At 55.5% G+C, this 12,296-nt stretch carries 9 protein-coding genes; 1 reads left to right on the top strand and 8 read right to left on the bottom strand.

Features of this window, described 5'->3' with window-relative positions; genetic code table 11:
* Positions 1-12: 12 nt before the first annotated feature.
* A complete protein-coding gene (locus PSH76_RS00850; protein ID WP_169913177.1) occupies positions 13-405 on the bottom strand; it encodes a DUF2846 domain-containing protein in 393 nt (130 codons plus the stop codon).
* Positions 406-905: 500 nt separating this feature from the next.
* Here PSH76_RS00850 and PSH76_RS00845 point away from each other — a divergent pair, with 500 nt between their 5' ends.
* Positions 906-1,163 carry a hypothetical protein gene (locus PSH76_RS00845; protein ID WP_005783616.1) on the top strand — a complete coding sequence of 86 codons (258 nt, stop codon included), beginning with the start codon at positions 906-908 and terminating at the stop codon, positions 1,161-1,163.
* 106 nt (positions 1,164-1,269) lie between these two features.
* Here PSH76_RS00845 and PSH76_RS00840 read toward each other — a convergent pair whose 3' ends face one another.
* The 7 genes from PSH76_RS00840 to PSH76_RS00810 all read right to left on the bottom strand — a co-directional run bounded on the left by PSH76_RS00840 (position 1,270) and on the right by PSH76_RS00810 (position 12,268).
* A complete protein-coding gene (locus PSH76_RS00840; protein ID WP_169918256.1) occupies positions 1,270-1,719 on the bottom strand; it encodes a hypothetical protein in 450 nt (149 codons plus the stop codon).
* Positions 1,720-1,807: 88 nt separating this feature from the next.
* Entirely contained in the window at positions 1,808-2,239 is a 432-nt protein-coding gene (locus PSH76_RS00835; protein ID WP_098949884.1) for a hypothetical protein, read from the bottom strand.
* A gap of 102 nt (positions 2,240-2,341) precedes the next feature.
* Complete coding sequence (gene comJ, locus PSH76_RS00830) at positions 2,342-2,815, bottom strand: competence protein ComJ (protein WP_305493451.1); 474 nt, start codon at positions 2,813-2,815, stop codon at positions 2,342-2,344.
* A 348-nt stretch (positions 2,816-3,163) separates the two neighbouring features.
* Entirely contained in the window at positions 3,164-3,829 is a 666-nt protein-coding gene (locus PSH76_RS00825) for a hypothetical protein (RefSeq protein ID WP_305493450.1), read from the bottom strand.
* Positions 3,830-3,984: 155 nt separating this feature from the next.
* Entirely contained in the window at positions 3,985-4,386 is a 402-nt protein-coding gene (locus PSH76_RS00820; RefSeq protein ID WP_156995558.1) for a hypothetical protein, read from the bottom strand.
* Positions 4,361-4,561, bottom strand: a complete 201-nt coding sequence (locus PSH76_RS00815) for a hypothetical protein (protein ID WP_084570995.1) — start codon at positions 4,559-4,561, stop codon at positions 4,361-4,363. Before PSH76_RS00815 ends, PSH76_RS00820 begins: the two co-directional genes overlap by 26 nt.
* 438 nt (positions 4,562-4,999) lie before the next feature.
* Positions 5,000-12,268, bottom strand: a complete 7,269-nt coding sequence (locus tag PSH76_RS00810) for a filamentous hemagglutinin N-terminal domain-containing protein (protein WP_305493449.1) — start codon at positions 12,266-12,268, stop codon at positions 5,000-5,002.
* Positions 12,269-12,296 lie beyond the last annotated feature (28 nt).

Raw genomic sequence — 12,296 nt, 5'->3', positions numbered from 1 at the left:
CACTGGCTCAACTCATTTGCTTTCTTTGGCAATGGTGCCCAAGGACGCATCCTTGACCAGATAACGGCCTTCGACTTCGCTCAGCGCTTTGAGGCTGTTACGCGCCACGGCGAAGCCCATTTCGACTTCCTGCTTGAGGTAAACCACCTCGCCCGCCTTTACATCAATCGGCATATCCGCCCAGTTTTCAGCCTTGGAGCTGATCACGTGCTTGCCCGGCGTCACGAAAAAATAGATGTACTGGTTACCACGGTTGTAACCCATCTCCGAGTCGGCTTCCTTGTCATCCAGGAACACGTTGAACCGCACCAACATCCCTACGTTGCTCGGGCGCACGACGTACACCAGGCCTTTATCAGCCACGGCAGCCTTGGGCAGCGAATAGTTCGCCACGTCAGCCTGCATCTTCTCCACCGACGGCGTAGAGGAACAGCCAAACAGCGTGGCAAGGGACAGAACAACAGCGGCTTTGCAGAACAACTTGATCATGTATTTCTTCCTTGTGGGTAACGGTGGAGCGGTTTTGAGAGTGCCGATGATGGCGCGATCTCATTTTTTGATGCGTTGGTCATCGCCGTTGTGTCGGCAATGAGTGGCATGGCGCGAGGCATTGTGCCATTGCTGTGATGCCTTGCGCGGGTTTGGGTCAGGGGCTTATAGTCCGGCCGTCGCCCAACAGGGCGATCGGATTTGGCGATCCGTTGACCGTATGCGAAAGCTTTCTGCTTGCTTGCAGGGGCTTCCGTACCCGCATTGCTGCTTTATGGCAGCTGTGCGCGGGAGACCTTCGGGTCTGCCGGAACTCGGTCCCGGTTCGCCAACCTGCGTACAGCTGTCACCCATTCGTTTGGCGACGACAAGTGACAGCCTCACTTACTGACCGAGGTTGTACCATGAATAGATACATGCCCCTAACCGGCCACGACTGCACCGTCCCAGCCCTGATCATCGACACCCAGGCACCTCTCGACGTCCTTCACGACGCCGCCGTGCACCGCATTCGGGCCGTCACCCAACTGCTGGAAAACCTGGCCTTCCGCGAACAACTCAGCAGCGATGCCGTAGTACTTTCAGACTTCGCCCACTTGCTGGCCATTCCGCTGCGTGATGGGTGTGATTTGCTGGATGTCATCAGTCGCAGGCTTAATGCCGATCCGTCCTGAGTGAAAACCGGGCGGCCTTTGTGTCGCCCGCTTTGGCCTCGTGCGGGGAGGGTAAAGGCTAAATAAACCTGCCCTTTCGCACTGCTCCGCCTTGATGACCAAGCGTTTACAAAGAACCTTCACAATTCTTTTTGTTAAATTCAAATCGGCCAATTTCTTTTACATTTTTGCTACCAAAAACATAAACGTAAGTACCGCCCAGCGAAAAAATGGATTGTTTTTCAAAATTTTTGGGATCACAAAAAATATTTACAACTGCTGATTTGGTAGCTTCCAAGTTAAAACTAGAAACATCAGAATCATAATTCAATAAAGAATAATAAACCGTTATAGTATGACTATTAGTCGCCTCCATACGAACAAGCTCTGTATTTTTGTCAACCTTCCAATTACGCGCGTGCGTCCTCGCGGTGACGATTATCAAGTCACTAAGGAAGGTTGGTTTGCTAGGCTCAGGCGTTTCTTCTGTTGCTTGTTTTATCAAGACCGCCGCTATACCAACAAACAACAATGCAAAACCCCAACGCCAAAATCCCTTTTTTGTTTCATCAGTCATTATGTATGGCTCCCTTCAACCATTGATTGGTTTTTATGCGATCTCGAATCAAAATAAATCTATGCCCTTTTCTTATCTTTGCACCAGCTCAACTTTTCCCTTTGATATGATTTCGCCACGGGACGAGCAGTCCTTCCAGCAAGATTCGATCAATAACACCATCATCAATGGCGCCAACATAAGTTGTATCCAGTTGAAATTCAAAAGAAATATTTTGTTTTTCAGATAACTTTTTTACAGTGCAGATTATTTCTTCTACTTCATCTAGATTTTTCGAATCCATATCAACGGAGAGTATGCTTGGTTGCAGCGCTGAATAAATCTCCAACATTCCACCCACTACTTCCGCGCCCCCTTCGTCTATCGCGTCAATAAAGGTTGGCGGGGCAATGCTCCATTTTCTTGACGCGGCGAACTCATTCACAAGCTGCTGCACATGAGATCTAATAGACTGATCTAAGTCCTGAGCCACGTAGAAAATCAATTTTTGCTTCTCATGTTCTAGCGGTACGGAATGCACTATTCAGCTCCTTTTTTGAACAAAAGGGGGACAGATTTATTTAATAAGCTTTATTACCGCTATCTCGAATTAAAATAAATCCGCCCCCATTTCTCCGAAATTTTATTTCGCAGGAACCGCATCGATATCAAACTCACCTTGCTCGTCAATTTCGGCGTCAGCTCTCAACACCTCAAAATCGCAGCCCCCTAAATTCAAATGGACATTTATTTCATACACTCCACTTGAGGAGGGTCTTATAAATGCGACCTGAAGAGAATAATCTCCTTCAGGCAGTTCTAGAGGAACCGTACTCGAAATACTACCAACCTCAATATTTCTATCTATCACCGAGAAGGGAACTTTAAAGGCCCGAACCACGTCTGCGCTTATAGCGGGCACTTGTTCGTTAATGAAAAGGCTAATTATATGGTACCCTTCGTCAACCAAAGCTCTAAAAGAGACACTCCCTAACCTCCACGCAAATCTTTGCGCATAACCACGAACACTCCAATCATTGTACGGCTGATCAAGCGAACTCAAAAACACGCAAAATTGCGAATAAGACAAATATATAATTTCTCTAAACCTAGCCATTAGTTCACCACCTTAATTCCGACCTTCTCACCATCGCGAATGAAAAGGGGACAGTTCTATTTAATAACTGGCATTTAGGGAGAAGATCAGCAATTGTGCGATTATGTTGCATGTTCTTGCGCTATTTCTGGCTATCCCGCTGAGGGACGGGTGTGATCTGCTGGATATTACTGGACGAAAATTAAACGCGAAGATCTAAAGCAGAATCTGGGCAGTTAACTCATAACTGCCCGACCGACTTACAAGAAACCATTTTGTTAAAGAACCACCAAAACAGAACCTTTACACCAACTCAACCAAGCCTAATCAAAACTGTAATATATCAACCAATTTGACCAGACAAAAAAATCAAACCACTAAGCTCTTTAGTCGATCACCCGCACTGAGTAGTTCGTCGGCAGAAAGCGGAGTATAACTAATTACAATCAAAACCCCCTCTTCAAACTCACACACTTCTTCTACATAACCATTCAACAAACCGACAAGTTCACGCGACCCTTTTCCAAAGGCGCGAAAACACAATTCCTTATCGAAATAATTCGCCGCATTTATACGAAAAACGCCATCCCTACCGTTAACGTCTTTTTTCGTAGCATCACAAGCTTCCAACACTAAAGGCCAATCGCTCCTCGTAACATTCCAATCATGTAAAGCTGAGCGATAGGAGCCAAACGCCTTTATATAAACAGGAAAAACAATCTTCAACAAATATAAATAGTCGACTTTGGAGTCTTTAAATTCAATAAATAGCGTATCATCAAACTGCGCATCATCTTGGAGATACTTCTGATCTCGCAGAGCATATGAAATTCGACCTTTAACGCCGACTGGAAGTAGCTTATCCAATGACACCGAGGTCACCAACTCGCTTCCAATAGGGGGGACGTCAAAGGCATCGTTCAAATTCCACGGAACGCCCAAATCGCCTATAGCTCTCAAAAAATCTTTATGCCTCTCTTCGATAGACTCTGAAACACTAGGTCTATGTCGAAATTCGAGTTTATATGTGGTCATCACCGTGCCACCCTTACAGAAATATTTCTGATATTTGGCTCATTAAGTATATCTATTGAACAAAAGGGGACAGATTTATTTAATAGGGCTTTACCGCCATCTCGAATTAAAATAAATTTGCCCCCCTTTACTCTTTTATTACATTCTTATTATTTCTATGCACTCAAGACGAACGAACTCACATCACCAAAATTCAAAAACTCTTGAAAACAAGAAGTAACGACACCTATATCTCTAGTTATGAAACTCGCCGGGTAATAGTCGCCCAAAATCTCAACTGAACTTGTCCCCATCGACGTATTATTAAGAGTACGCACGACGTGCTCACCATCTTTAAGGTATTGATTTAGCATCAAAAGATAATTTCCAGAATCAGCGTAAAGATTGATTTCATACGGTCCATATTCAGGCGTCGGTGAAATAGACAACGAAGCGACACCGTCAAATTTTCTATACTTGCTTATAATGGACTTCACATCTTCCAGGGACGGTTGGCGAACAAGAGGGATTTGCAATCTACCGTGTTCAGGATTAAGTGTATACCCTCCAATTATCATCTATTTTCTCCTTAATGGACTTCATGCCTGTCTCCCAGTAATAGTTTCTCGGAAGTCCCGTTTTATCATCTATAGCTTTCACGGTGAGCGATTTCAACTCAGCTTTTTCTGCGGCAGCAGCAATGTCACCTTTGCAGAAACCGCATACATCTTTTCCTGCGACCGTCATGGACATGTCCGCCCCCGCAGTTTTACCAGAGCTATAACAAAAGGAGACAGATTTATTTAATAGGCCTTCCAACTCCAGCCTAAATAAATTCGCCCTTTTTCTTTATATATATCACCCTAAAACAAATAGCAACTTTCTAAGTTATTAGTTTCATACTTCCATGACACTATCCTACTTTCCGGAGACACAAGCACCGAATAGCGACAATTCCTAATCCAGGTTATGTAGTAGCGCGTCCCGCTGCTTTCTTTTACTACCCTATCGAACGTTTTTTCTTTGTTAGCGGGGGACCAAAATGGCTCAGTACATGTATGGGGCGTGCGCGAGCAAATGCTGTATACGTGAGATTCAAACGTGGTACCTACCCATCCATCTTTACTGGATACCCACGCAGACCGTGACGGCGCGCAACCCGCAATCAGAAATACAACTACCATTATTACGCTAATTTTGCTCACGCTTTCTCTCCGATTCTATTTGTGGCCGATACTTGTCATATAAAGCACCGTAATTAGTCATTAGAGCTGGAGGCATACTGCCCAAATTTTCAAACAATGACATTGGCGCGGCTTTATAAGCTTCAAGGTCAATCATCCATCCATCATGCAGCGTGGCAAACGCATTAAACCCAGGTATTTGATTGAGCATATTGCTGATGGGGGTCCCATGGCATACCGCATAGAAGCTTTCACACTCAATGGCTTTATTTAAACCAATATTCTTCCCTTCTCGCATCACATCGTCTGTGTACTGCCTCGGAACGAAACCGTCGGCTCCAGCCTCATATGCTGGCCCTGTGTCCCTATCGACTCCTGGCCGGACATCAGGCCCGCGACCAGCAGAGAACTCATAGACCTCCGTCATCGCTCCGGTACCCGCAATCGTCAGCCACGACTTTTTATCTGAACCGCTCAGCACACCTTTCAACGTAGTATTCGCTGTATAGGCCTTGACTCGCTCAGCGTAGCTCACCGTTTTGTAGTTACCGTCGGAAGTCAACTCACGTCCCCAGCCATTGGTAAATGCCGCACCAAAACCTGCAATTGCCGCTCCCGTTGCATAGCCTTTCAATGCATCAGCACTGGTTACATCTTCCAATACCTTCCCAAGGTTGCCCTTGTTATTGATTGTGCTGGCAGCTGCAGTGCCGGCCATTGAAGAAAGCGCGGTTGTGACCATGACGTTGCCCCAACCTGCTGCGGCCACGCCCGTCGCTGTGCCCGCCGTCACCATCGCCGAACTACCAGCCGCCGCCATGGCTGTACCGGAGCCCGCACTGGCGCCCGCCGCTGCGCCTAGTGGACCGCTTGCTGCGCCTGCCGTCAGTGCCGTCACGACGATAATGATAGCCAGCATCGCGCCCTGCCCGAGGCCCGAGTGGCTGTACTTGAAGGAATCGTGGACCTCCTGAACCTGACGCCAATCAACATCACCACGCTTCTCGGCGTCCTTCAACCAAGCCAACTGCGGGTCCGCTTGGACCATTACATCAATGGTTTGAGCAACAGTTTTTTGATCGATATGGTTGAGGTCCACCTTCAGGCCATTGACAGCTTGGATCGCGAACTTGCCCTGTGCAACAACCTGAGTCTGGCGGAGAGTTTCATCAGTGCTTCCTCGCCCGGAAGAACTCGTCCAGGCCAAATCGTTCTTGCTTTTGGTGTGACTTTCTTGGTGCAGGTCTTTTACCGCCTCGAATGTCACCGATCCACCACTCAGGATGTTGACATCCTTGCCGCTGCTTATATTGGCGCGCTGGTATAACTGGTCGCTGCCGCTTATCAAGCCTATGTCGCCACCGGCTGTGATTTGAGTACCAACGTGCGTAACCTGCGTCACCTCATCACGACGGGTCTGTTTATTGCCCCAACCACTGTTCTTTTTCATGTCATAGAGGGTGTAGGCGCTATTTTGCCCAGCCAACAGACCCAGCCGACGGTCGCTGTACAGGTACGCCTCATTTCCGGCGCTGATTTTGCTCGCCACCAGTGTCGTGTCACGCCCGGCCTGACTGGTGAAGTCCCTGCCTGCCGTCAATACACTAGCCTCCTGCGTTACCTGCTCGTCCGACGTTTTGATGCGTTTCTTCCCGTCCTTTTCTCTGCCCTCAACCTTATGCGTCTCCCCAACGGACGCAACGTTGAAATCGCGAGCAGTCTGGATGTTGATGTCCTTACCCGCCGTGGCATTGCTGCCAATGATGTTGACGTCTTGCCCGGCCTGCATGTTGAGGTTGCCGCCCGCCGTGACGCTGGCGGCGAGGTTTTTGACGTCGGTGGTGATGGTGGATTTCTCGCCGCCGTCGCGGCTCTCGTGTTTGACGCTGGTGTCGCTGGCGGCGATGAGGTTCAGGTCGCGGCCGGCGGTGAGATTGGCGTCGTTACCAGCGGTAAGGGCGCCGCGGTTGTTGAGGTCGCGGCCAGCGTCGATGGCGAGGTTTTCGCGGGCGACGATGGTGCCGGCGCTGGTGTCGGTGAGGGTGCGCATGCCGGCGCCGTCACGTACCTGGATGGCGGTGGTTTCGTTGGTGATGTCGCCTTTGAGCGCCGTGAGGCTGACTTGTTTGCCGCGGATTTCGCCGGCCATGGCGTTGCGGATGCTGTCCTGGGCCAGCAGGTTGAGGTTGTTGCCGGCTTCGACCAGGCCGCCGGTGTAGATACTGCCGCTGCTGATGGCGGAGAGGTTGTTGCTGGCGCGCAGGGTGCCGACGTTGATCAGGTCGCCGCCGGTGACCAGGTTGAGGTCGCGGCCTTGGATGAGGCTGTTGCCGCGCACGTTGCGCGAGTCGGCCTGGGCCAGGTATAGCACCGGTACGAGGACGGTCTGGCCGTCGATGACGCGGTTTTCCATCCACACGATGTCGTGGGTCAGGGCGCCGACTTGCTGGTCGGTGAGGGCCACGCCCAGGCTCAGGCGCAGGGCGTCTTTGCTGGCGAGGCCGTTGTCCATCAGGTAGCGGAACTGGTCGGCATCGCTGTACAGGCCGCCGGCGAGGAAGCGTTGGCCGGTTTGCGCGAGGACGGCGTCGCGGATCAAGCGGGTTTCGTACTGGCCGTCACCGAGGCGGCGCCAGGCGTTGTCGGCGGTGAAACCGAGTTTGCCGAGCATGTAGTCGGAGCTGAAGAAGCCCGACACCGAGGTGAACTCGGGGTTGGTCTCGATCAGGTAGTGGCTGGTAGGGTCGGCGTTTTTGACGAACAGGCCGTACTCGCCCTTGGGCAGTTGGAAGGTCGGCGAGGTGGTGGGGTCGACCGGGGCAAACGCGGTGCCGGTGTAGTCCACGGGCACGAAGCCGCCACCTGGGGCCACGCCTACCACGGGCAATACGCTGCCGGGCGCCTGGGCGCTCGGGTCGTTGGCGTGTTTGCTCAGGTTGATGTTGATGCCGCCAACGGGGATGCCGGTCTGGTCGTCGCCGAGGGTGCCGGTCAACTGCGCCAGGGTGTTGTTGTGCAGCGTGCCGTTTTGCAGGGTGCGGGCGACGTTGAGGTTGACCGTGCCGCCCGCTTGCAGGGTGGCGTCGTAGCCGGGCCCGCTGTTGTTGGTCCAGGTGGTCACGTCACTTGCGTAGGCGAACGGCAGGCTATTGGGTGAGCGGCTTTTGAGTTCTTCGAAGCGCGCCTTGTCGAAATTCCCAGCCGCCGTGGCCGCATTGAACGCGGGCACGTCGACATATTGCATGCGTTCAAACAAATCGTCGGAGACGTGACCTGGCGTGCCGATGACAAGCTTGCGCTGGCCCGTGCGGGTGGCGGCGCCCTGGTTGAGCAGGTCACCGGCGGTGATGCTCAGGTCGCCATTGGCGGCCATCAGGCTGTAGCGGTTCTGCACCGTGTCGCCTTGCAGCAGCATGTTTTTGCCTGCCACCAGGCGTGCCGCTGCCGAGTCCTTGGTCGCTGCCTCAAGGTACGTTTCGTAGATGGTGATCTCGCCGCGTTCCCAGTTGTCGCTCTCGCCGCAGTGCTGGCCACAGATCCAACTCAAGCTGCCGGTGGTCAGCGTTTGCCCAAGTTCGAATGCGTCTTTGGCGTTTTCGATAAAGCCTGCATTGATGCCGATCGAGCCTTCACTTTCCACGGTGCCGGAGCGGTTGCTGAACAGCACGGCACGCCCGCCATCGCGAGCGGCGAAGCTCAGGTTGCCTTTGCTGTAGACATCGCCATAGCTGTTGCTGAAACCATTGCTGCGCAAGGTCATGTCGCCGCCGCTGAACAGCAGCGTGTCGGCGGCATTGGTGATGCCGTTGACTGCGGTGAGGTTCACTGCACCCTGGGCACCGAGGGTGCCACGGTTGTTGATTTGTGCGGCGGCGATGTCCAGTTGCTGGCGGGCGGTGAGGAAACCGAGGTTGTCCAGGGTGCCGCCCAGGGTCAGGCGCGCATTGGTTGCGGCCAGGCGGCCGCCGTTCTGGCTGAGGTTGTTGGCGGCGACGGTGAGTGTTTGCAGGGCCGAGACGCGGCCGCTGTTGGTGATATCGCCGGTGGTGATGCTGATGTCACCGTCGCTGAGCAGTTCGCCGCCGTTGTCCAGGCTGGCCACGTTGAGGACCAAGCCCTTGGCGCTGGCCATGCGGTCGCCGGCCTTGAGGGCCAGCCCTTGGTCGCTCTTGTAGGTGAGTACGTCGTTGAGTTGCACGCGGCCCAGGCCGTCGACTTTACCGAATGCCCAGTCGGCGCTGCCCATGCCCTGGATATTGCCCTGGCTGCCCGCGAGGCTGGCGGTGTTGAGGTGGAACAGGCCGGTGCCGGCGTGTTGCAGCATGCCGTTCTGGTTGTTGAGGCTGGCGGCGTCAAGGCTGAAGGCCTGGCTGCCGAATTCGAGGGTGCCGTTCTGGTTGTTCAACGCGCCGCTGAGGTTGAGCTTGCTGCTGGCGCCGCCCAATGCACGCAGTTGGCCGTTGGCGCTGTTATCCAGGTTGCCGCCGGTGAGGGTCAGGCCCTGGTTGGCTTCGATCAGGCCGCCCTGGTTGGTGAGCGTGTCGCGTGAGGTCAGGTTGAGCTGGTTGCCGCTGATCTGGCCGCCCGCGCTGTTGTCGAGGGTGGCGCCGCTGACGGTCACTTGTTCTTTGCCGAACAGCTTGCCGCCACGGTTGGCCAGGGCTTCTACGGTGAGTTTCAGGTTGCCGACCAAGCTGGCCATCAGGCCGCCGCTGGCGTTGTCGACGCTGTTGGCGGTGACGCTCAGGCTGTCGCCCTGCACGGTGCCGCCCTGGTTATCCAGGCGGATGGTGTTCAGTTCGGTGAGCGCGCCGCCGCTAAGGATCAGGCCTTTGCGGTTGCTCACATCCTGGCCGCTGTAGCTCAGGCCTTCGGCGCCGGCCAGCAGTTGGCCGTTGTCGTTGTTCAGGTGCTGGGCGGCGATGTCCAGGCGCTTGCCGCGCAGGGTGCCTCCGTCGTTGTTGAGGGTGGTGAGCTGCTTGACCAGCACGCTGCGTTCGCCCGCGTCGATCTGGCCGCCGACGTTGGTGAGCAGGTCGCTGACCTTGAGCACCACGTCGCCGCCATCGCTGACCAACGCGCCTTTGTTGCTGTTGGTGAAGGTCTGCGCGGTGACGTCGACGGTCTGGCCCAGCAGGATGCCGGCGCTGTTGTCCAAGCGCTCGCCTTGCAGTTGCAGCAGGCCCTCGCTTTGGATGCGGCCCTGGGCGTTGAGCAACTGGCCCGGGCCTTTGAGCAGCAGGCTTACGCCCTGGGCACCACCGGCCAGCAGGCCGGCGTTGCGGTTGTCGAGGCCCGAGGCGCGCACGTCGAGGTGGTCGCCCAACACGCGCCCGGCGCGGTTGTCGATATCGCCGCCAGCCACGTCGAGCAGCAGTTGCTTGCCGACGATGGTGCCGCCCTGGTTATCCAGGTTGGCGGTGTGCAGTTCGATATCGCCCTGCCCGGCCTGCACGCGGCCCTGGGCGTTGTTGAGCTGTTGCGCGGCGGTGAGGGTGAGCTTGCCGGTGTCGGCGCTCAGTACGCCGGCTGCGTTGCTGCTGAGGGTGCCGGCAGTGACGTTCAGATCGGTGCTGGCCTGGGCGAAACCCTGATTGTTATTGAAGGTGTTGGACACGGCGAGGTTGAGCGCGCCACCGTCGGCCTGGATCAGGCCCTTGAGGCTGTTGTCGAGGTTGCTGGCAGTGACGGTCGCGGTCTTGGCCACCAGTACGCCGTTCTGGTTGTTCAGGTTACCGGCGTTTACGGTCAGGTCGTTGGCAATGACTTGCCCGCCGCTGTTGTTCAGGTCGGCGCTGGTGAGCACCAGGCTGCCACCGGCCATTTCGATACGGCCCTGGCGGTTGTCCAGGGACGCGCTGTTGAGCGTGGCGGCTTGGCCTTCGCCAAAGCGGATCAGGCCGCTGAGGTTGACGATGGCCGGCGAGTTGATCGCCAGGCTCTGCTCACCGAACAGGCGAGCGCTGGCGCCCTGGTTAGTGAGTTTGGCGCTGCTGACCTCGACGGTCTTGGCCTGAATAATCGCGCCCTGGTTGGTCAGCGCTTGCGCGGCGGTAATCGCCAGGGCGCGGCTGGCCAACAGGTTGCCGCTGGTGGTGACGGTCTGCGCGTTTACCACCAGATCGCCGGTGGTGTTGCGGCTGTTATCGGCGGCGACGCCGGCTTCGATGATGCCGGGGTTGTTCACGCTGGCCGCGTTGATCTCGATACGCTGGCCGGCGGCGATGCTCTTTCGGTTGACCAGGGCCTGGGCGCTGGTGACCTGCACGTTGCCGTTGGCGTAGACCTTGTCGGTGAGGTCGACGTTTTGCGCGGTGACTTTGACGTTACCGGTGGCCGCCGTTTGCGCCATGCTCAGGCGCCCGTTGGCGTCGAGCTGAATATCGCCGCCACTGGCGGCCAGGGTGCCGTCGAGCTTCACGCCCACACCGGCTTCGGTGCCCACCAGCTTGATTGCGCCGGCATACATGCCGCCCAGGGCCGAGGAGTCAATTGCCAGCTCGGGCTTGGCGCTGCCGTCATCGGCGCGGGCGGTGGTTTTCAGGCTTTGCGCATCGACGTCGTTGCGCCCGGCGATCACGTTGAGTTCGCGGGCGTTGATTTGTGCGTTGATCTTGGCCGAGCGGGTGATGATGTCAAAGCGTTCGACATTGCTGGCGTTCAAGCCTTCGCCGTCGATGGTCACGGCGCCGCCATCCACTTCATAGCGCTGCAACTGGCCGCTTGCGTCGAGTACCGGTTTGCCGGTGGTGAGGGTGACGTTGGGGGTGTTGATAAAGCCGCAACCGCTGCACGTCACGCCGTACGGGTTGGCGACGATGACCTTGGCCGACTGCCCCGCCACTTCGGTATAGCCACGCAACTGGCTGGGGCTGCCGCCGTTGACTTCGTTGAGGATGACGTTCGCCGCGCCGCCCTTGAGGTTGGGGTTGCCGACAATGATCCCGCCCAGCTGGGTGTTGACCATGGCGCCGTTGCCATTGTTGAGGATCACACCGTTGGGGCCGACGTTGTAGTCCTTGAACTGGTTATGGGACAGGCCCGCGCCATTGGGGGTGGCGATGTTGACCACCGGCACGCCATTGCCCGCCGCGCCCACGGTGGTGCCAGGCGCACTGACCACAATGCCCTCGGCCTGGGCCAGCAGCGGCTGCCAGAACAATGCGTTGGCGAGGATCAACGCCAGCCCGCGCTTGGGCAGGCCGAAGAACGCGTCCCGGCGCTTCAGGGCGGCAGAAGGTTGGCGGGCCAGGAAGGCGAATTGGCGAACATCCATTGTCAGGCTCTCATGCAGCGGGGCGTTG

It is taken from the genome of Pseudomonas sp. FP215 (assembly GCF_030687795.1).
Taxonomy (GTDB): Bacteria; Pseudomonadota; Gammaproteobacteria; order Pseudomonadales; family Pseudomonadaceae; genus Aquipseudomonas; species Aquipseudomonas salmasensis.
Note: the sequence above shows the minus strand (reverse complement) of the source record. Positions and strands in the feature narration are given on the sequence as shown.

Excerpts from the sequence above, each read along its gene's own strand:
- PSH76_RS00825 (WP_305493450.1), bottom strand. The coding sequence starts at position 3,829 with ATGACCACATATAAACTCGAATTTCGACATAGACCTAGTGTTTCAGAG.
- PSH76_RS00810 (WP_305493449.1), bottom strand. The coding sequence starts at position 12,268 with ATGGATGTTCGCCAATTCGCCTTCCTGGCCCGCCAACCTTCTGCCGCC.
- PSH76_RS00820 (WP_156995558.1), bottom strand. The coding sequence starts at position 4,386 with ATGATAATTGGAGGGTATACACTTAATCCTGAACACGGTAGATTGCAA.
- PSH76_RS00845 (WP_005783616.1), top strand. The coding sequence starts at position 906 with ATGCCCCTAACCGGCCACGACTGCACCGTCCCAGCCCTGATCATCGAC.
- PSH76_RS00840 (WP_169918256.1), bottom strand. The coding sequence starts at position 1,719 with ATGACTGATGAAACAAAAAAGGGATTTTGGCGTTGGGGTTTTGCATTG.
- comJ (WP_305493451.1), bottom strand. The coding sequence starts at position 2,815 with ATGGCTAGGTTTAGAGAAATTATATATTTGTCTTATTCGCAATTTTGC.
- PSH76_RS00815 (WP_084570995.1), bottom strand. The coding sequence starts at position 4,561 with ATGTCCATGACGGTCGCAGGAAAAGATGTATGCGGTTTCTGCAAAGGT.
- PSH76_RS00850 (WP_169913177.1), bottom strand. The coding sequence starts at position 405 with ATGCAGGCTGACGTGGCGAACTATTCGCTGCCCAAGGCTGCCGTGGCT.